The organism is Candidatus Berkiella aquae, assembly GCF_001431295.2.
In the GTDB taxonomy this organism is placed as follows: Bacteria; Pseudomonadota; Gammaproteobacteria; order Berkiellales; family Berkiellaceae; genus Berkiella; species Berkiella aquae.
In genome coordinates, this window is sequence record NZ_LKAJ02000001.1 from 2470171 (window position 1) to 2489917 (window position 19747).

At 37.1% G+C, this 19747-nt stretch carries 18 protein-coding genes and 1 tRNA gene; 4 read left to right on the plus strand and 15 right to left on the minus strand.

The window, feature by feature from the left end:
- Positions 1 to 156: 156 nt before the first annotated feature.
- Positions 157 to 537, minus strand: coding sequence for a hypothetical protein (locus HT99x_RS10875; RefSeq protein ID WP_139016540.1), 381 nt, complete (start codon positions 535 to 537; stop codon positions 157 to 159).
- A gap of 124 nt (positions 538 to 661) precedes the next feature.
- Complete coding sequence (locus HT99x_RS10880; protein WP_075064891.1) at positions 662 to 2785, minus strand: ankyrin repeat domain-containing protein; 2124 nt, start codon at positions 2783 to 2785, stop codon at positions 662 to 664.
- Between the two features lie 258 nt (positions 2786 to 3043).
- Between HT99x_RS10880 and HT99x_RS10885 the strand changes: the two genes are divergently transcribed.
- Positions 3044 to 4246: an MFS transporter gene (locus tag HT99x_RS10885; protein WP_075064890.1), complete on the plus strand. Its 1203-nt coding sequence runs from the start codon at positions 3044 to 3046 to the stop codon at positions 4244 to 4246.
- 56 nt (positions 4247 to 4302) lie between these two features.
- Here HT99x_RS10885 and HT99x_RS10890 read toward each other — a convergent pair whose 3' ends face one another.
- The 5 genes from HT99x_RS10890 to HT99x_RS10910 form a co-directional block, all read right to left on the minus strand.
- Entirely contained in the window at positions 4303 to 4530 is a 228-nt protein-coding gene (locus tag HT99x_RS10890) for a hypothetical protein (RefSeq protein ID WP_075064889.1), read from the minus strand.
- Positions 4531 to 4711: 181 nt separating this feature from the next.
- Entirely contained in the window at positions 4712 to 5014 is a 303-nt protein-coding gene (locus HT99x_RS10895; RefSeq protein ID WP_075064888.1) for a DUF190 domain-containing protein, read from the minus strand.
- Positions 5011 to 5388 (minus strand): fluoride efflux transporter CrcB, encoded by a 378-nt coding sequence (gene crcB / locus HT99x_RS10900; protein WP_075064887.1) that lies wholly within the window; start codon positions 5386 to 5388, stop codon positions 5011 to 5013. The genes HT99x_RS10895 and crcB overlap by 4 nt, the downstream gene beginning before the upstream one ends.
- A gap of 104 nt (positions 5389 to 5492) precedes the next feature.
- Positions 5493 to 7304, minus strand: a complete 1812-nt coding sequence (locus HT99x_RS10905; protein WP_075064886.1) for a hypothetical protein — start codon at positions 7302 to 7304, stop codon at positions 5493 to 5495.
- Positions 7305 to 7813: 509 nt separating this feature from the next.
- Positions 7814 to 8812: a phosphotransferase gene (locus tag HT99x_RS10910; RefSeq protein ID WP_075064885.1), complete on the minus strand. Its 999-nt coding sequence runs from the start codon at positions 8810 to 8812 to the stop codon at positions 7814 to 7816.
- A gap of 466 nt (positions 8813 to 9278) precedes the next feature.
- Between HT99x_RS10910 and HT99x_RS10915 the strand changes: the two genes are divergently transcribed.
- Positions 9279 to 9860 carry a hypothetical protein gene (locus HT99x_RS10915; RefSeq protein ID WP_075064884.1) on the plus strand — a complete coding sequence of 194 codons (582 nt, stop codon included), beginning with the start codon at positions 9279 to 9281 and terminating at the stop codon, positions 9858 to 9860.
- Between the two features lie 120 nt (positions 9861 to 9980).
- Here HT99x_RS10915 and HT99x_RS10920 read toward each other — a convergent pair whose 3' ends face one another.
- The 3 genes from HT99x_RS10920 to HT99x_RS10930 form a co-directional block, all read right to left on the minus strand.
- Positions 9981 to 10247: a hypothetical protein gene (locus HT99x_RS10920; protein WP_075064883.1), complete on the minus strand. Its 267-nt coding sequence runs from the start codon at positions 10245 to 10247 to the stop codon at positions 9981 to 9983.
- Positions 10247 to 10420 (minus strand): hypothetical protein, encoded by a 174-nt coding sequence (locus HT99x_RS10925; protein WP_158003338.1) that lies wholly within the window; start codon positions 10418 to 10420, stop codon positions 10247 to 10249. Before HT99x_RS10925 ends, HT99x_RS10920 begins: the two co-directional genes overlap by 1 nt.
- A 537-nt stretch (positions 10421 to 10957) precedes the next feature.
- A tRNA-Val gene (locus HT99x_RS10930) sits at positions 10958 to 11032 on the minus strand.
- 96 nt (positions 11033 to 11128) lie between these two features.
- On the opposite strand from HT99x_RS10930, the gene aspS reads away from it, so the two are divergent.
- Complete coding sequence (gene aspS / locus HT99x_RS10935) at positions 11129 to 12928, plus strand: aspartate--tRNA ligase (RefSeq protein WP_075064882.1); 1800 nt, start codon at positions 11129 to 11131, stop codon at positions 12926 to 12928.
- A gap of 32 nt (positions 12929 to 12960) precedes the next feature.
- On the opposite strand, the gene HT99x_RS10940 is transcribed toward aspS, so the two are convergent.
- The 5 genes from HT99x_RS10940 to HT99x_RS10960 all read right to left on the minus strand — a co-directional run bounded on the left by HT99x_RS10940 (position 12961) and on the right by HT99x_RS10960 (position 18444).
- Positions 12961 to 13104, minus strand: coding sequence for a hypothetical protein (locus HT99x_RS10940; RefSeq protein WP_158003337.1), 144 nt, complete (start codon positions 13102 to 13104; stop codon positions 12961 to 12963).
- A gap of 74 nt (positions 13105 to 13178) precedes the next feature.
- The gene (locus HT99x_RS10945) at positions 13179 to 14615 is read right to left on the minus strand and encodes an ankyrin repeat domain-containing protein (protein WP_075064881.1); all 1437 of its coding nucleotides are present in this window, start codon (positions 14613 to 14615) and stop codon (positions 13179 to 13181) included.
- Between the two features lie 195 nt (positions 14616 to 14810).
- Positions 14811 to 16238 (minus strand): ankyrin repeat domain-containing protein, encoded by a 1428-nt coding sequence (locus HT99x_RS10950; RefSeq protein WP_075064880.1) that lies wholly within the window; start codon positions 16236 to 16238, stop codon positions 14811 to 14813.
- A 66-nt stretch (positions 16239 to 16304) separates the two neighbouring features.
- The gene (locus tag HT99x_RS10955) at positions 16305 to 17465 is read right to left on the minus strand and encodes an ankyrin repeat domain-containing protein (protein ID WP_075064879.1); all 1161 of its coding nucleotides are present in this window, start codon (positions 17463 to 17465) and stop codon (positions 16305 to 16307) included.
- Positions 17466 to 17589: 124 nt separating this feature from the next.
- A complete protein-coding gene (locus HT99x_RS10960) occupies positions 17590 to 18444 on the minus strand; it encodes an ankyrin repeat domain-containing protein (protein WP_075064878.1) in 855 nt (284 codons plus the stop codon).
- A 200-nt stretch (positions 18445 to 18644) separates the two neighbouring features.
- Here HT99x_RS10960 and HT99x_RS10965 point away from each other — a divergent pair, with 200 nt between their 5' ends.
- Positions 18645 to 19745 carry a hypothetical protein gene (locus HT99x_RS10965; protein WP_075064877.1) on the plus strand — a complete coding sequence of 367 codons (1101 nt, stop codon included), beginning with the start codon at positions 18645 to 18647 and terminating at the stop codon, positions 19743 to 19745.
- Positions 19746 to 19747: the final 2 nt, after the last annotated feature.

The window sequence follows — 19747 nt, forward strand, 5'->3', positions numbered from 1 at the left end:
CTAAATGATGAAAACTGTAAACTAGAATAAGATGGATGACTAGATCGTTTTACCTGGCAAGAATTCTGGCAAGTCACAGAAACTGGGGTGTAAAGCAGTTTAAAAATGACAAAAAAAAGCGATGTAACAACATCGCTTTTTTTAATTTAATAAAACTTATTTACTAAGTTCTTCATAACCGAAAATACGAATAAAAACAGCTTCGTCTTCAGTTTGCTTTTTGTTTCGCTCGTGAATTTTTTCTTTCAATTTGTCAGCATGTGCTTGCATTTTAGTTTTAAAATTCTGCTTATCTTGTTCTGACATACCATCCCATTTTTTCTTAATATTGGCATTAAATTCCTTGCGTTGTTCTGGTGTCATTTTTTTATATTTATCTTTCGCAGCTTTAAAATCGACCGCATCTGAAGTTGTCGACGCTTTTTCAGTTGTTTGGGTAGGGGTTGTCGCTGTTGTTGCATTATCAGCAGCAATTGCTATTGAAGACATACCAAATCCTGCTAATAATAAAACGGCAAGTGCTTGTTTATTCATCATAACCTCATCATTAATGTTACCTTAGCAACCTACAAAGATAGCTGCTTTTTGACAAGCATGGGGATTTTTCTAGGACATTTTTACAGTAGACCAACAATAAACGTTTGATTATTAATGAAAAATATTAAAGTTGAACGCTACAACCCGCTTTGATATCTCTTTTTTGGTTGTTCAATGTATCAATAGGTAGAGATTGAGCTGCTTGTGAATGAGGGGAAGAAAAAATCATTAACTTACTGGTTGCATCTAATAATCTATTAAAGACAGCCTCTTCCAATAGCCTTATTATATGAGGTTCTTTGGCATAATCAAAGACTGATTTCATTGCATGATCTAATGGTTCTAAACTTGCTCCTGCTTCAAGTAGTCTGTGCACCATTAAAGTATTATCTTCGATAATTGCCGCCATCAGTGGCGTGATGCCATACAAATTAGGTTTGTTAATATCTAGATCTTTTCTGGCAAAAAAAGCATCGATTATTTCTGAATCAGGACGATAAGCACAAGCAGAAATCAACGGTGTATCGCCATAGATATCTCCTTTATTAATATCCCATGCAAAATTATGTAACAATCCCATTGCATATTCTTTATTAAGATATCCTATACTACAATGAAGTAAGCTCTGACCATAATGATCGTAATCTTCTAATTTTAGCCATCCCTCTGATAGAAGATAAGTGAAAAAGCCAGGCTCTGATTGTTCTAGTTCAAAGTAATTAATGTCGCACGCAATACGTCCTTCCAATAATTGTGTCTCTTTGAATAGCTGTAAGCAAGCACGATTTTGTAGTCTAATTGCCATCTGTATGGGTGAAGCGTTATGACAATCTAGAAAGAATAGTTGTAAGGGATTATGCGTTAATTCATAACGAACCGTATCTAAATCATTTCTTAATACGGCTTGATGTAATTTTGTAAAATTATTAGGGGAGAAGTCCGCATCCTTTTCGTGAACGGTTTCTTCCATTTCAGGGACGATTTCATCTTTCTCATAAAATTTATAGGCATTAATAGAACTGAAACGAATAGTATCATTTTCAAATGATCCATCTGGCATATACCAAAACTTAATGATATGTTCTGCCAAGCTTTCTGCTGTATCGTATGTTCCCGTTTTTTTACGCAAATTAGAGTCATAATATTTATATTTACCTTCTTTGGTAATTTGCAAACTGGCAACATGCCCTGTGCCAAGAAACTCTATACTCGCTCCTCTATATTGTGAAAAAAGTTCAAGCATTTCTACTAATTGCGTTTTAGTAACAACAAGATCAACAAAGCAAAATAAGTGTCTTAAAGTTCTATCTCGCGTTGCATCTTTCATCATATTATATTGCAATACGCGCTGTGCTTGCCCCCAACCCATCAGCTTTAGTGCATTAGTTGCTTTTGTTGTGAATTGAAACAAAATCAAATCATTGAGTACCTGCTCGAACAACTCTTCTCTGTTCTTAAATATCGAACGCAATGAAGCTGGCAATTGCGTTTCTTGCAAAGTTTCTGCTGTTTCATCCCAAGCTTCGATAACAGATAAAATATCATAAAATTCATCTTCTCTATCGACTGAAGCATAGATAAGAAAGAGAAAAGACCAACCACCACAGTTGCCGTCCATATCAAGAAAATCTTCAGCTTTTCTATTTCTCATTTGCTGAAACAAATATAGTTTTCGGTTTAAATTTGTTTGTTTTAAATTCTTTAGCTTAATACCATAGCCTGGTATTTGCGTAACATCATCAGGAGCATTTGGCATCAATGCATAAATCGCGCCATCATTTTCATTTTGAAGTGCAAAATCTAGAGGGGTTCTTCCATATAAATCAGGAACATTCAGAAGCGAATTGAGCTCATCATTTTGCATGATATAAGCAATAATATTTCCTTGATTATGCTTTGCTGCAAAGTGTAATATATTTCTATTCTTAAAATCCGTCTCAGTCGCTACCTTCATACCAAAGAAGGATATTAAATATTTTATAACACTTAAGTTGCCTTGTAGTGCAGCAACATGCATAGGTGTTTCACCATAAGGACTGGGAAGATTGATAGCTCCTTCATTTATTAATGATTTGACTGCATCGAGCGCATCAAAGTCTGCCGCATGATGAAGTGCAGTTTCACCATTTTTATCGCAAGCATTTATATTACCCAAGGAACACAGCTTCGCTGCAAATTCAGGTTCAAGGATCCCTCGACTTTCCAGACTTTTAACAAGTGGAACGATGCCAAATTGACCACCAATCATAATGAATACTTATCCATTTTTTGCACCTAAAAATGGACGTAGTATATACAATTTCTCATGAAAAAATATTCATTATCCGACAAAGCCAAAATTAAGCGATAGATGACAAAAATGCACCATTTTTTACCTTGGTTTTTTATCTGGACGCCGTATTGACACTAATCCTGCAAATCGTATTTTACGTCATTGTGAATAACTTGATACTTCGCTTTTATCCTGTAAACTCAAAAGATAATAGTAAAAAAATATCGCCAATATATGAAACAACCCTCTTCCAAAGTGATGCTCTTAGCTACCGTGATTTTGATGGATCTCTTGGTAGGCATTGAATTTGATCTTTTTGTACCCAGCTTTCTTGAAATACAAAATCAGTTTCATTTGTCTGCATTTTGGGTAGAAGCCTCATTATCGATCAATTTTTTGGGTTATTGTGTAAGTCTTTTCTGGGTGGGGGCATTAGCCGATCGCTTTGGTCGTAAACCTATCATACTACTTGGCCTGCTCATTTTTTGCTTAGGCAGCGTCTTCTGCTTATGGGCTCCTTTGTATGCGGTCTTTCTGCTGGGGCGCTTTCTGCAAGGGATAGGTATCGCAGCCCCTACTATTCTGAGTTTTCTCATTATTGCAGATACTTATCCTTTGAAACAGCAACAATTTTATATCGCCATGTTAAATGGTTTAAAAAATGCGGCCGTAGCTGCAGCCCCAGTTGCAGGTAGTTATATTACGTTGTATTTCCATTGGCGAGGGAATTTTACAACGCTTTTGTTGCTGGGTGCCCTCACCTTGTTGATGACGATAACTTTTATTCCAAAGTATCAATTACCTGAGCAAAAAGAAACGATTTCTCTACGCAGCTATATTCTTTTATTCCAATCAAAACCTATGAAGTTATTGATGCTCCATATTATGTTCTTATTTGTCCCCTATTGGATTTTTGTAGGAACTTCACCGCTTCTATATATGAAAGATTTAGGTGTTAGCCTTACCCATTTTGGTTATTACCAGGGTGCATTAGCGTTAGCATTCGCAGTGGGTAGTGTTAGTTATGGTCTTATGCTTAACAAATTTGATCAGAAAAAAATGTTACGCTTGTCAAATTTTCTCTTCATTGCTAGCACTCTCTGTGTCATTGCTCTCTCATTAATCAATACAACACATCCCTTACTGATTACCTTTGCATTGTTGTTATTTGTGCTTGCGCAGATTGTCCCTTCTACTATCATATACCCCCTATGCTTAAATTTTATGCCGCATGCAAAAGGAAAAGTCTCGGGACTAGTCAATGCAAGCAGCCTTATCCTGCAATCAATAGGGCTTCAACTTGCAGGTTTCTATTATGCAGGCTCATTTCGCCATGTTGGATTCATTATTGCCTTTTTCATTGCGATGATCAGCATTTCGCTGTTTCTGGTGAGCAAGAATCGTGAGCTGATGCGTTTTTCTCATGAAGCATCTTAAGAGGCAAGAGGACAAGTCAATACTTGACCTCTTGTATTGTCATCCTATTTTATTCATTAAAGATCATATTCCCTTAAGAAATCATGTGCCGCACCTAGACTACCCCCTATCAAGAAACCTGTTCCGATGCTCGTAACAAAACCAACAGGCGTTGCACTGAAGGCAGTTACCACAAAAGTGCCAACACCAGTAAGGGCACCAAAGGCCGCAGGCCATAACCAATCACTAGGACGGATCCTAGCACCAGAAACAAATTGAATTTCATTCGGTGTTAATGTTTGCATTTCTACCTCATTTTATTTTTACTAATAAATCAATCTTCTTGATTGGAAGCGGAAGAGTAGCATTCGAAAAATCGAATAAAAAGTGTAGTTAAAAGCGGAGAATTACTTTACATTTAAATCTTAACTAACTTATCGAAACAAGATAAGTTGCGGTAGTAATACTACTACACTTAATTTTTGATTATTGATTTGATTTGGCTTCCCAAGTCACAATATGTTCTGGCTTCACCATTTTATTGAGCGCTTCTAAGGCGACTGCTACTTTCTCTTGATGATCGAAAAATTCAATAGTAAGTGGCAAATCTAGTGATAAATCAACTAAAGAGGTTGTATGATTACCAGTTTCACCATAACCTCTAATGGCTCTAAAAACGCTAACGCCTCGAACCTTAGCTTCTTTTTTTAAGTAATTGAGAATTTTAGGTAAAAGGCCTGATGATTCCGTAATGTAAATCCTCACCATTAATACGGGCACATTATTCATAACACTCTGGCTCCTATAATCCCTATCCATGTTGCCGTAATGCATAGCAAGATACTTAAAACAATGTTCGTTAAAGCACCTACCCACTGACCATTTTCAACTAATTGGAGTGTTTCTATGGAAAATGAGGAGAAGGTCGTGTAGCCACCTAATAGCCCAATGAGTAATAAGGCTCGCAATTGTGGTCCAAGGCCCGTAAAACGTTCCATGATGAATACAAACAAAAACCCCATGAGAAAACTGCCACTGACATTAACAAAGAGCGTCCCATACGGAAATGGACTGCCTAAAAATAATTGAATGCGACTTGATAGCCAATAGCGTAATACTCCTCCAACGCCAGCACCGATAAAAATAAGAATAAGATTGTTCACACCAGCTTACCTTCGCTTATGAATCTTCTTTATTATCGTCAAGGCAATCTAAATGCGCTACTTCTCACGTAGCATATTAGTAAGGTAGTAAACTTTTTAGCATGTCACTTTTTGGGTTTATATTTAAGATCAGTGTCACTGAATCCGCGTTTAGGTCTTTCTCTATGTGCGTCCGATTTATCTCTATGCCAAAAATGGAGTCCTTTTCTTTGGTGCGATGCCTCTTCCACCGTATATTCTTTCATCCGTTCTGATAATTTTTCTATTTCATTTTTTTCAATGCTCAATGCTTTTTTCAACATCACAATTTTATTTTGTTTATTGTGCAAAGAACGCTTTAGGATCGCGACTTCTTCAACTCTATTTAAGAGTTCCTTCTCTTTATCTGAAAGAGCATTTTGTAGCTCATTTCGCGAAAGTAACGATTCATTCATTGATAATTGAGATTCTTGATAAAGTGCACAAAACTGCCGTGGAGATACTTCAAGGTGATATAAAGAAGATTTGAATGGCTCTTTAAATGAAGTGCTTTGGCCTCCTAGCACAACATTGGCAGCGACTTGATCAAACTTTGCATCAAATTCAGGAGATACTTTCGGCAAATCAAATAAATGTCGTAAAACCACGCCATATTTTACTTCTTTATCGGGTAACTCATCATCAACATACAAAGTATGTAATTCATAAAGGATATTATGTGCTTGCTGGGCTTGTTCAACACCATGGTATAAATATTGTGATTTTACAAAAAGCGTAAAATACTTTAATACGGCCTCATCCAAATGTTCCATTTTTTGAGTATGCTGATAATGCCTAATATGCTTACCTCGCAACGGGCTTTGCTCGCCATCGGTCACTCGTAAATTAGGGATACCATAGTCATGAAAGGTGGTGGTTGAAATCATCTGTTTTTGAATGCATTGCTGTTCCAAACGATGCAAAATCAAATATAGTTCGGGATCATAGTCCATATCAAACCATGGCATTTGCAGGGTTAAATTCAGCAATCCTCCCATGAAAGTCATCATTTCTGATTCGGTAGATTCAATAGGATTTTCATCTAACATTTCTTTGGCGCTAATATTCAAACCGGATAAAACAGTTGACGCTAAAAGAACGAAAATGCCTTTTCGAGTATCTTCCCCTTTTGATGCTAAATAGGTTAATCGTTTGATGGTGACCAAAAATTGATGGATGACCATGGCTTTATTCAGCCAGCCCATCGCTGTTAATTTAGTTATTAAATTGATAAAAATATTTTCTACCATATAAAACAAATCAGGCGATCGAAATTCTCTATTGGGCAAAAGAAATTCTGCAATACCTCTTTTAGTGGCTTGATTGTTTTTTTGGATTTCAAATTTGACAAATAAAAAGCAATCGTAAATTGCTTTAGTAAATTGATCACGGATCATTTTAAGTTCGTTATTTTGGTCATCCTTTAGTAATTGCCAATTATTAAATCCCTTTTTAATTAATTCTCCAGTTGCCATCTGTAACCAAGCAAGTTCAACTGGAACACCAGGATTGGTTTCTTCAAATGTCTTTTTTAACTCTCTATCGATACTTTCATCTCCCATAAATGAGGCTGGAGATTTTAGCGATAATTCTTTTCTTAGATTTTCGTTTTGATAAATTTCTAACAAGACAACATCTTCATTGATATGATCGACAGAATGATGATTTTTTAACAAGATCGAAGCAAGCACCCAGTTTCGCTGTTCATTTGTTCCTTCAAGCGTTCTAAAAGGATCGACGTTAATCACAGTCATCGTTTTCGCATAATCGAATAAAACCAGAAGATCTTTATTTGAATATTCTCTGGTTGTATACCAATCTTCAGGAATTTTAAATGTAGGGGCAAAATTCGCTTGAGAGGGTTTCTTTCTCAGGAAAAATGGAGATGCTTTTTTCATGCTTAATTCCAAATGAAGATAAACAAAAAGTGTTTTCTGTTAACAAAAATTTCATTGAAAAGGAAACAATAGAATTAAGAATAACCCGCAAAGAGTTGGATATGGGGGTTGAATAGGTAAACTTGATCACTAAAAATGAAAATTAATTTAATCGAGAGGCTTTTCATTTTGATGGGTGACCAGTGGAATAGACGTTTAATTTTCAGAATATTATGTATCTTGTAAGCTTGTGTCAATACACTGCGAATTCAGATAGTTAAGAATTTTTCCCTACTATATTATAACGCTGACAAAGTTGATGATAGTCAGGAATTTTATTGCGAGTTCTATGCAACACTCATCCCATTTGGAAGACGGTGGATTCTTTTTTATAGGCTATTTACTCTTCTGTGGAACCGGTTTAATTATCCTTCTTGGTAACGTTATAGATATCATTTTAAATAAAATGGCTGCTAAAAAAGCGAAAGGAATCAGGGATACCTAACTCCTTTCTTAATGATCGATAGTCATCATAATCTGTCTTCAATATTTTTGATGACATCAGGAATAACCGTTTGTAGCCGCAAGATAGTAGCTAGCGTTTGATTGACTTGCTCTGTACCTACCGTTTTCTGTTCAGATTCTCCCTGAACACAAGCACGCTCTATGTTGTAAACGAGCCAACCAATCCAACTCAATGCACCATAACATGCCGCAATGACATGATCTGCATAAATAACCCCTCCGGCTTGTTGGTAAGTATCCATCATTTTAAAAAATAGTTGTTGATCAAAATGAGTCGTAATACCACTCCAATAGAACGCTGTATTAATAATGTCATAAGTTGGATTTACTTTTCCGGCAGATTCCCAATCGATCAAGATTGGATTACTATCTTTGTTCCAAAGAACATTCTTTTGATCTAAATCCCCGTGACTAACCACAAGAACCTTTTTTAGAATCGGCATTGCATTTTGATAGGCTTCATTTGCAGCAAGTATTTCATTCTGATTTTTTCTCAGGGCTTTAGCAAAAGAACTATCAAAACTTTCAGCTTTATCAATTAATTCAAGAATTTGTTCATTGGTAGTCGTTGAATATTCCAGAGGAATCACTTCAGGCTCATTGACGTTTAGAGAGTGCATTTTAGCTAGAATAGCCGCTACTTTTAAAGCATGTTCTTCTGAAACAGCATGTTGGTCCAACGCTTTTGCCTCAACCCATGGATACACCAAAAAACCAATGGTATCTACTATTAAAAGGTATTTCCCCGATTTTTCAATAGCGGAAACACCGGGAATGCCTTGCGCTACAAAGCGCGAGGCAATACGTTCACTTAATTCATAATTTTTGACTACGCGTTCATTGGTGAGATTAATATCTTTAGATAATTGCTTAACCGCATAAGAAGCTTTGTCTGTGTCTACTCGCCACATTACATGCAGTAAACCACCATACACTCTTTGCGGTGGTTTTATGAGCTTACCAAGACTGAAATGAACACAGACTGCTTCAATAAAATTACTCATATATTGTGTCTCTCAGATATACCGATGACCTTGCTTCATTAAGACAATCTAACTAGGGTCATCGGTATACCTGGCCCTTTTCTTTTAGAATCCAATCCCATCTATTTTCATTATGCTGGACAGCAAAAATATTGGTTGTCAGTAACATCAGTAAGCATGATTTCAGAAAAGCCCTTGGGATATTCATGGTAAATTCTCACATCAGTTTATTTCTAGATAACAGTACCAAAGCATGCCGCTTATGATTTATCTAAATTACTTCTAATAACTATTATTAGAGATTTAAATCGTAACATAGCTCATACCAAGAATAGTTATAGGCAGCAGTTACCCAAATTACAGTGCGATTGCTAGCAAATAAATTGGATTTGTTAAAGTAACATGCTTGTATCAAACATGACGATAGAGTAGCTTCTACTGAATTATTAAATTTTATCGCTAGCTACATATCGTTAAGGAGCAGATCATGTCAATTTCAGGCTCAGCCCCTCCCACACCAGATCCTAGTCGAAAAGCAGAAGGTTTTCTCACACCCGAAATGGCCATATTGCAAATTCGATTGATACTAGAGCTTTGCATCAAAGAAAATGCTCATAAATTACCTCAAAAGTTGCTCACGCTTTTAGCAGAATATAATTCTAATTTTCCCATCGTTAATATGAAATTAAAATTTATGGAAGGAGAGGAAAGAGCTTTCAATTTTGATGAATTAAAAGAATATATTCTACTCGTACTTATCCCACAACTTTCAGCCGATCAAAAACTCATATTGCGATTAGATGGAGGGCTTAATTTGATAAAAAAATTAACAGCAACTGCAAATGCATGGCCAAGCCAAGATAACTATGAAATTCTTAAAGCCAAAAGAGAAAAAGAGGTATATGAGCAAGAAGGATTTTACCCGCTTTCACATGAAAAGTATGAGAGTCAACAACTCAAAAGTCCGGTTTTAACTTTCAGCAAACAGCATATTCCTTCAAATAATCAGGCATCAGTGACGCCTGCCGAAAGAAAGCATAAAAAAAATCCCCAGAAAGGTTTCGGCTAAACAGCAAAGGGGTCAGATATATCAATGACCTTTTTTAATCAAGGCATCAATCTAAGTAGGATCTTCGGTATACCCTGAGGTATACCTGCCGCCTTTCTTAATTCATCTAAAAAATATAACTTATTTTTTTTTCCAGTTTTTTATTTTAAAGCTAGTCCACAAAACACCTGAACAAAACAAAGCCCCCAAGAAGGAAAGCAATAAACCAAAAGTGGTTTCTTTGATTGAAATTCCATCAGTGAGTAATTGAACAGAAAATGAGACCAATAATATTATAATAAAAACTGATAAGAAAAATTTCTGTAATGTAATTTTCTTTTCAATCGTTTTTTGCGAAAAATAGCCTCCTAAAAAAGAGGCTATTGTATTAATGACAAGTTCAAACATTATTGCTCCGCCGCTATTGCTTGTCCTGCCATGTTAATTGCTGCAAAACCCGGCCTCCAGGCTATATTTTCAGTAAGTCCACCGCCAGCAGCACCAACGGCGGCCCCGCTTAAACCACCCGTAACAGCACCAGGAACCGTCATGGGTTCATGGCGAGTTCTTAGTAATGGCATAAGAGATTAAACCGATAGCTGATCCAATAATAAAATTTAAAAATCCACCAGTTACTTCATTCACTTCTTCACGACTCAAAATACGCATAAATTCCCTTTACCTATTTTATTTCCATATCATTTATTTAAATTACTTTTTCTCATTTTCGAAGAGATTTAAATGCTAGCATAGCCAGATAAACAATGATGATTAGTCAGAAATAGAAAAAGATATTAGAAAAATGTGTTAGTTAAATTTGTGGATATAAGTTGGACTTAGAAAGCGATGCGTAACCTGATGAAGTCCGCCTTCGCTCTTCGAGCTTCGACGCGAACAACATTTTGTAACGTTCGCGAAGTAAAACTAAGAAAGTGGGCAATAACCTGAGAGAGTCCGCCTACGCTCTTCGAGCTTCGGCGTGACACAACATTTTGTAACGCTCGCGAAGTAAGACTAAGAAAGTGGGTAATAACCTGAGAGAGTCCGCTTTCGCTCTTCGAGCTTCGGCGTGACACAACATTTTGTAACGCTCGCAGAGCGAGCTAACAAAATGTAAGTGGTAGGCGCGAGTGGGATCGAACCACCGACCACCACCATGTCAAGGTGGTGCTCTACCACTGAGCTACGCGCCTAAAAATTTGTCGTGAAAAGATACCACCTTTGGTGGACAATGTGCAAGAATAGGCGGCTGAAATAGATAATCCTTATTAACTAAGTGGACTCATACAATGCATCGTTATCGAACTTACACTTGTGGTGCCCTCACAGAGGCAGAAGAAGGCAAAACCGTTAGGCTTTCAGGCTGGATCCATCGGCAACGTGACCATGGTAACCTGTTATTTGTGGATTTACGCGATCACTACGGGATCACCCAATGTGTGATTGATTCAAGCTCCCCTGCTTTCAAGATGGTGCAAACCTTACGCAATGAAAGCGTTGTCACCATTACAGGCCGCGTGGTAAAGCGTACCCCTGAAACCGTCAATGCGAAGATGCCAACCGGCAGCATTGAAATCGCCGTCGATGAGTTTGCGTTAGATTCACAGGCTGATATCTTGCCCCTGCAAGTGAATAGCGATCAAGAGTTCCCTGAAGATACCCGTTTACGTTATCGCTTCTTAGATTTACGTCGTGAAAAAATGCACCACAATATTGTGTTGCGCTCAAAAATTATTTCTTCACTGCGCCAGCGCATGATTGAACAAGGCTTTTTGGAAATCCAAACACCTATTTTAACCTCCAGCTCCCCTGAAGGTGCGCGCGACTTCTTGGTACCTAGCCGAATCCATCCCGGCAAGTTTTATGCGTTACCACAAGCGCCACAGCAGTTTAAACAGCTATTGATGGTCGCGGGTTTCGATCGTTATTTCCAAATCGCACCTTGTTTTCGTGATGAAGATGCCAGAGCCGACCGCTCACCCGGCGAGTTCTACCAGCTCGACTTTGAAATGTCCTTTGTGACACAAGAAGATGTCTTTGCGGCAATTGAACCTGTACTTCATGGCGTATTTAACGAATTTGCTCATGGCAAAACCGTTAGTCAAATGCCTTTCCCACATTTTGCTTATGATGAAGCGATGCTGAAATTCGGTAATGATAAGCCTGATATTCGTAACCCTATTATCATCGCTGATGTGACCACTGTTTTTGCCGGCTCTGCTTTCAATGCTTTTGCCAAAGCCATTGAAAATGGCTCCGTGGTACGCGCTATTCCTGCGCCTAAGTCTGCGACACAATCACGTAGCTTCTTCGACAAGATGAACGATTGGGCTAAAACCCAAGGCGCTCCAGGACTTGGTTATATCGTGTTTGCCGATGGCGAAGCAAAAGGTCCTATCGCTAAATTCTTAGATAAAGACCGACTTGATAGCTTAAAATCCTTAAGCGGTTGCCAAGATGGCGATGCCGTCTTTTTTGCTTGCGCACCTAAAGCACAAGCTGCAAAGCTTGCAGGCCTTGCTCGTACTCGCTTAGGTGAAGATTTGAATTTAATCGATCAAAGCCGTTTTGAATTCTGCTGGGTGGTTGATTTCCCCATGTTTGAATACAACGAAGATGATAAAAAAATCGATTTCTCTCACAACCCTTTCTCAATGCCACAAGGTGGTTTAGAAGCGTTGAATACCCAAGATCCTCTCACTATTAAAGCGTATCAATACGATATCGTCTGTAACGGTGTAGAGCTCTCTAGTGGCGCGATTCGTAACCACTTACCTGAGGTGATGTATAAAGCCTTTGCGATTGCAGGTTACGATGCTTCGGTTGTAGAAGATAAATTTGGAGGCATGTTAAATGCATTTAAATATGGTGCTCCTCCTCACGGTGGTTGTGCACCTGGGATCGACCGTATTGTGATGTTATTGGCGAATGAACCCAATATTCGTGAGATTGTGGCATTCCCAATGAATCAGCAAGCGCAAGATTTATTGATGCAAGCACCTTCGAATGTGATGCCTAAACAATTAAAAGAATTACATATCGAAGTGAAATTGCCACCACCACCTAAGCCGAAATTAGAAACAGCTTAAGTAAACAATGACGCCCCTAATGGGGCGTCTTGCTATCGATTCTTAATTCGTCGATTATCACCTTTTTCAGGCAGTTCTTTACCTGTTCCACCACGTACAGTCCTTTTTTCACGTGTACCACGTGGATCACCTTTATCATCACGCTGTCGCTTTTCTTTATCGGTATCACGTCTCATATTTAGTCTCCTGATTTTGCAAAGCGCTATCTTTATTATAATCAGAATTAAACCGCTTATGTTTCCAGCTATTATTAGTGCATAACCTTATTATATTTACTAGCAGTATGAAGCTGCTTTCGAACAGGTACTTTTTCAGGGATCACTTTCTTAGTCGAAACTTGATGCACATTCTGTCGTTTCCCTTCAAAAAGGGGTGCCACTACTTTAGTCGGTGGCTTTTTCTTGGCTAATTCCTTTTCGATTAATTGAATAATTTTCTTATTTTGTGAAAATCTTTTAGCAAATTCAAGCAATGACACTCTTTCCTTCTTCTGCGGTTGAGTGCGCCAGATTTTATAAATTACAGAAGTAGGATGCGTATCAACAGTAGCTGGCAATTCAATTCCTTTTTTCAATAGATATTCCAGCATCCTTACACGATTACATACTATTATCTCTTTAATATGATCTTCAGTAATAACGGTACGACCTGATGCTTTTAATGTCTTATCAATTAAAAAGCAAAATAGCTGAAAATTCCCTTTTGTAATAGCTGTATCAATCATCGATGGATTAACGCTGGCACCGGCATTCATGAAAAGTCTTATCTCATTGATATTTTCAGAGCAAACGGCCAATTCTAAGGAATGATTAGTTGAGATTCTATGTTCAACGGGCACTAACGATTGATATTTTGTTAGTTTTGCTTGATTAACAAGGCCGTGTTTTAACATATATTCAAAATCTTCTTTAATTTGATTTATTTTAATAGTTTCAGAATGATCATTACATAAGGCACTTGCAATAAAATAGGAAATTAAAAGACCGCAAAGGCTAAAAACAACTATTGGAGAGGAAATAAGTAGTGGGCTAAAACCAATCCCAATAATGGCTAAAACTATTAGGCCTAATTTTCTAGGTGTTAAATTTTCAAAACTCAATAAGAAGTTTTTTCTTATTTTATTTGAAAATCGATTTTGACAGTCTCGTTCTATAACAAGCATTTCTTCAAAATGTTCTGGTTTTTTACCCTCGTTATTTTCAAAATAAATATACATTCCTGCTTCAATTAAAATGGTTGCTATTTCTTTGCGGATTTTTGGATCTGTCAATTGCCCCACATAGTGCAATGGCGTATTACCATTTTTATCTTTAAGACATTGTAAAAAATAATGGCTTTTGAACAATGGATTTACCAATATCTTAACTATCTCAGAATTGCCACTTTTAATCGCCTCACTCAAAGGGCTTTCATTATCCTCATTCCAACTGCAAGTTCCCCAATCAGTCTCTTCGACTAAAAATTTCACAATGGAAGTATGTTGACATAAGGTGGCCAGTAATAATGGTGATATTTTTGCTTTGTTACCCGATATTTTATTAGCTTCAATAAAACGACACTCTTTGTATAATCTCTTTACTTCAACTGAGTTACCACTTTCAATAGCTGAAAAAAACTGCTGACCCTTTTCTTGTTTTTTTTGTACGATACTATTTATTTCATAATGTGGTATTGCAGGTTTGCTCATTATTGTTTCTCGAATATTACTTAAAATTTAAAAAAGGTCAGGAAAAATACCTTAACGCAGAAGATAGATCAAGCTACATAAATATTTTAGATTTAGTTCGAATGGAATGATCATGTGCTACAGTAACATTCGAAGATAATGAGATTGGCAAAAACGGAAAGAAATGACGCCCTACAAGAGCGTCATTTTATCGAGTTACTTTTTTGAACGTAGTGATTGTTTACGAATAAGCCCAACATCACTTGCGATTTTTTGATTTTTATTTAACCTAGCACTTTGTCGTTTGCTCACAAATTGGGTTACAACAACATTGCTCTTTTCTACTTTCTGAGCTTTCAAAGCATCTTCTATTAATTTAATTATTTCTTTTTTACCTAAATCTTTAGCAAAGTCTAACAAAGAATAAGTCGTCGTTTTGGTTTTGCCCTTGGCAAACAAATACCCGCTAACTGTGTCATTCCAACGGATATCTGTTGGAATCGGTGCACCTTTTTGCAACAAATAGGCAAGGATGTCTTGTTTGCCATGAAAAACAGCTGCTGCCAGCATTCTGGCGGAAGCATATTTATTAAGTAGCAATGCTTTTGATTTACTCAGCAATAGCTCTACAGCGGCCAAATGTCCTCCTTCAATAGCCTGACAAACAATAGCACTCGTAATTTGCGGACTATAGGCATTTTTAAGCAATAAATTGATCTGTTCGGTATTGCCTACTTTAGCAGCTAATTGTAAACCATTTTCATTGGTAGCCAGTAAGCACATCGGCATGACACCTTGGTTTAAATATTTTTTGAGTTTATCACTCGTTAGCTTACCTCTTTGGATGGTGTTAATGAAATCAGCATCGATTTGCGTGTGTTGTAATGCTAAACGGCGGTTATCATCAACGTCTGTCATGAGATGACTGATAATAAAATGGGAAAGCAACGTGCCAACCCCAAAAGCAACATAAAGAGGATTTAACCATAACGCTAATATACTGAGGCTCAGTATTCCCAGAAAGTACCCTGCTTCTTGCTTAAAACTGCCTGTCTTACGAAATAGAAAATTCGAAATATTCCCCAAGAAACGATTTTTACTGGCTTTTTTGATAGCAACCATTTCATCAAAATGTTTTGGTTTTTCGCCCTTATCATTTTCGAATTGAATAGACAAGCCTGCATGGATAAGTGACGTTACCATCGCTTTTCGAACTTGTGGGTTGTTTATTTCCCCAATATAGTGAAAGGGCGTATTGCCTTTTGCATCTTTAAAACTGTGACTCATTGACCATTTGCTGTTCGTCATGGCTTTTGCCATGACTTTGACAATGGCCACATTTTCGCTCTTAATGGCTTCGATTAAGGGATTTTGCCCATCCTCATTCCAATGATGCAAATCGTACTCATCATGCTTATAATTTAATAAAAAGCTAACAATATTAGGATGCTGGCATAACGTTGCTAACAATAGCTTTGAAATTCTTGCCTTCTTGCCGGTAGTATTTCTAGCGCTAACACTTGAATAATCATGATCGTAGTTGCGCCATACATTAAACACGCTACCTTCTTCAATGGCTGAAAATACCTTTTGATCTTTGGCATTTTGGCTTTCTACCGTAAATTTTATTCTAGGTTTTGTCATACTGAACTCCAATGTTATTGATTCTATCCCATATACTAAAAGCGCCCTGGATGGGCGCTTTTAAACTTATTTTTTAGCTGACCGCAACGATTGCTTACGCTGATTAACTGCTTTTGTAGCAGGTTTTTCAGTTGCTGATCTTTTAGATTGTGTTTTGCTTGCGGCTTTTCGTTTTGCATCAAACATTGGCACAACGTTTGTTGGTTTTTTATGCGCAATTGGCTTTGCTGCTGGCTTCGCTTTCGCCTTCTTCTGCGCGTTCTCAAGCAAACGAGTAATTTCAGCATTGGGATGTAATTTTGCTGTATCCATAACTAAATCTGAAACTTTGGCGCCTTTATGCAACAAAACATTCACCATATCAGGGCGTTTTGATCTTATTGCGACAATCAATGGCGTATAATGATAATTAAAATCGACATCATCTGTTTTGCTGAGTAACAGATTCAATGATTCCATTTTGTAATTACCTATCGCAGTATATACGGCAAGCAACAAATCTTCTTTCGTGTAGGGAGCTAAAAGATTAATTTGATTGGTGACACCAAATTTAGCTGCAATCTCTAATGCTGATTGATTACCAGAATCGAGATTATGGATATTAACGCCCTGCTCAATGTATTTCACTAATTTAACAACGTTGAGTTTGTCTCGCTTAATATCATTGATGAAATCAGCTTCTAATTGCGCAGCACGATGTTTTGCTACTAGCTGTTCTTCACGTTGCAGAGCGCGCTCACCTATTATGACTTGCAGCACAAGCCCCAGCATTAAAGGGAGGAACAAAGCGGGTGCCAATAGAATGCTCATTCCAAATGAAATAAAAATGCTCAAGAAAAGATTAGCGTTATTGCGTGGGTGAATGAGCCAAAAATTTGAAGATCCGCTTATAAAACGCTTACGTTTTTTAGCTTGAATAGCATAAAACTCAGCCAAACATTTTGGACCTTCATCTTTGTCATTCGTTCCTGTAAAAGGCATACCAACATAGATAAGTTTTTTAGCCATTTGTTGGCGAAGCTTTTCATCACTAATCTCTCCGATATAATGAAAAGGTGTATTTCCTGCTTTGTCTTTATAGCTTTGATTGAAAAATTCGGGTGCTTTTATCAAGTTAGAAACTGCTTGCAGATCGTGCTTTTGGATGGCATCTAATAAGGGATTTAAGATTTCTAGTTGATTTTGTTTTTTTTCAGAATTTTGATTCTTAACTGACTTTCTTGGCATACTCTAACTCCTCGTACTACAAGGGAGGGATTTTACGTGAGCTTGTTGAATAAATCAAAGAAAAAGATTGAATAAATCAGGCATATTTATAAAAAACGCCCAATGAAGGGCGTTTTTTAAGAGTTTATTTCTGATGTGAGCGTAGTGATTGTTTACGCGCACTAACTGCAGGTTTAGCTGCTGGTTTAGCTGCTGGTTTAGTAGGCGTTTTTCTGTTCGTTTGTTTACTCTTAAATAATGGTGTTACCGCGCCTTTATTCTTTTTATGTGCACTTTCAACCACTTGATAAATCGATTTATTAGAATTCCTTCTCGCAACTTCTAGTATGAGATCGGTAACAATTGCACCATGTTGCAAAAGAATTTTAACCATATTAGGTCGATTCATTGAAATTGCCGTTAACAAGGGTGTGCAATGCATGATGCCAAAATCTACATCTTCTACTTCTTTTAAAAGATGCTTCAAAGCATTTTCTTGATTTTGCTCAATTGAATTGAGTACGCCAGTCCATAACATATCATTCAGATCATTTTTAGAACGCTTTGCTTTAACGTGAGCAATCAACAGATCAATTTGCTTGGTTGAAGCTACTGAGATGGCAGCAGCAACTGCTGATATCCCTACATTTCGGTTAATTATTAGACCTTGTGAAACATATTCAAGCAATTTAGTTTGATTCAAACCATTTTTACGAATCGTTTTAAGAAAATCTTTTTCTAAGGCCGAAATGGCTGTTTCTACGGTTGCTTGGTTCAATTCTTCCTTTCGCATTCCAAGGGCAAAAAATCCTATACTTAACAACGTAAGAATAAAAAGAGTGGTATTTAGTGACCATGCAGCCGTATTTACCACTATAATAAACAAAACAGCAAACCAGAAAATTGCCTCTCTTTGCACTGCCCTGTATTGAACCCGCGTTTCATCTTGATCACTTTTTTTATTTTCATTTTTATCTTTAATAATGTTCTTTTTAGGCATAACATCACCCTTTTACTAAAGGCTTTTTAAAAAAAAGCGATTTTACGTATAATAAAAGTATAAATCAAAATGTAACCTGAATATCTTAGGGTTTTTAAATGATTTTATAAAACTATCCGCTTAACGGTTACCTCACAAATAATATTTGCTAAAATACCTAACAGCAATAAATAAGTTATCTGGATAAGTATAAAATAGATATGAGCATTCTGAGCAGAACGCTATTCATTTGCGAAATCACCAAATTACCGCATCAAAATAGACAACCTATTTGCTACGTTCCTGAATTAGCGGCATTGGTGAATATTATTCAGGCCAAGCATCAACAAACGCTATCCCCTGCTTTAAAGAAGCAATTTGAGACTATCGAAAAATTCAATCAACAATATGGTGTTGGCGTTTTTCCACAGGGTATTCGTAGAACCAAAAATTTTGTTGAAGCGCTTTATAATGAATTACTAAAAAGTAATATTCCATTACCCCCTAATATTAGCGAACTCGATTTACCCTTTATTATTAAAAATTATCAAAAGGTAAAGCAACATACCTTTAATCACGAAGTTAAAATTCACGTTGAACGTAAGCATCTCTCTTTCTTTGCAAAATATTTGCCCTGGCTTGGCACCATGATTACTTTCACGTTAACCATGGGCTTAACAATTAGCACATTCACCAGCATGCTGGGTTGGGGATGGTCAATTACGCTACTTTCAATCTTTGGGCTCAGTAAATTTCTCACAAGCTATGCTGACATTTCAGGCGGCCCTGAGCGGCGTATGACTTTATTAGGATTATGGCTAGATAGACTGAATTCAGAGCATTATAAACAATTCGGTAAATACTCACTGCCCAAAATTGCCTTAATCAGCTCAGTCATTGGGATCTTAGCCTGTAGTTCTCTGTTAACTTGGTATGGCGCTTGGCATTTAATTCGGTGTATGCAAGGCATGTCTTATTTGCCCAATATGATCGCGGTTACATTGGCAGGGATCTTTGCTTGGTCGAGCGCTGGCGCAAGTTTTGGACGCATTTATCAAGATTTATATCAGTTGTTATTTCATTATTTCTCTGCTCATTTTACCCTTGATTCATTTAATGAACATGAAAAATTGGATATGCAAAAACTGCAACAACATTTCTCAACGAAAAATAAAGCATTGGTTTCATCGATTAAAAGCAAAGCCACAATCACACCTTACCAGCAGCTTACTAAACAACAAGCAAAGAAATCTCTCCATAAAGAGGCAAACTTAAAACTAGACACAGAAATACCACTAAAGCGCAAAGCTCATTATCGTTAACG

Coding starts and splice junctions, on each gene's coding strand:
- HT99x_RS10875 (WP_139016540.1), bottom strand. CDS start 537: ATGATGAATAAACAAGCACTTGCCGTTTTATTATTAGCAGGATTTGGT.
- HT99x_RS10880 (WP_075064891.1), bottom strand. CDS start 2,785: ATGATTGGTGGTCAATTTGGCATCGTTCCACTTGTTAAAAGTCTGGAA.
- HT99x_RS10885 (WP_075064890.1), top strand. CDS start 3,044: ATGAAACAACCCTCTTCCAAAGTGATGCTCTTAGCTACCGTGATTTTG.
- HT99x_RS10890 (WP_075064889.1), bottom strand. CDS start 4,530: ATGCAAACATTAACACCGAATGAAATTCAATTTGTTTCTGGTGCTAGG.
- HT99x_RS10895 (WP_075064888.1), bottom strand. CDS start 5,014: ATGAATAATGTGCCCGTATTAATGGTGAGGATTTACATTACGGAATCA.
- HT99x_RS10905 (WP_075064886.1), bottom strand. CDS start 7,304: ATGAAAAAAGCATCTCCATTTTTCCTGAGAAAGAAACCCTCTCAAGCG.
- HT99x_RS10910 (WP_075064885.1), bottom strand. CDS start 8,812: ATGAGTAATTTTATTGAAGCAGTCTGTGTTCATTTCAGTCTTGGTAAG.
- HT99x_RS10915 (WP_075064884.1), top strand. CDS start 9,279: ATGTCAATTTCAGGCTCAGCCCCTCCCACACCAGATCCTAGTCGAAAA.
- HT99x_RS10920 (WP_075064883.1), bottom strand. CDS start 10,247: ATGTTTGAACTTGTCATTAATACAATAGCCTCTTTTTTAGGAGGCTAT.
- HT99x_RS10925 (WP_158003338.1), bottom strand. CDS start 10,420: ATGCCATTACTAAGAACTCGCCATGAACCCATGACGGTTCCTGGTGCT.
- aspS (WP_075064882.1), top strand. CDS start 11,129: ATGCATCGTTATCGAACTTACACTTGTGGTGCCCTCACAGAGGCAGAA.
- HT99x_RS10940 (WP_158003337.1), bottom strand. CDS start 13,104: ATGAGACGTGATACCGATAAAGAAAAGCGACAGCGTGATGATAAAGGT.
- HT99x_RS10945 (WP_075064881.1), bottom strand. CDS start 14,615: ATGAGCAAACCTGCAATACCACATTATGAAATAAATAGTATCGTACAA.
- HT99x_RS10950 (WP_075064880.1), bottom strand. CDS start 16,238: ATGACAAAACCTAGAATAAAATTTACGGTAGAAAGCCAAAATGCCAAA.
- HT99x_RS10955 (WP_075064879.1), bottom strand. CDS start 17,465: ATGCCAAGAAAGTCAGTTAAGAATCAAAATTCTGAAAAAAAACAAAAT.
- HT99x_RS10960 (WP_075064878.1), bottom strand. CDS start 18,444: ATGCCTAAAAAGAACATTATTAAAGATAAAAATGAAAATAAAAAAAGT.
- HT99x_RS10965 (WP_075064877.1), top strand. CDS start 18,645: ATGAGCATTCTGAGCAGAACGCTATTCATTTGCGAAATCACCAAATTA.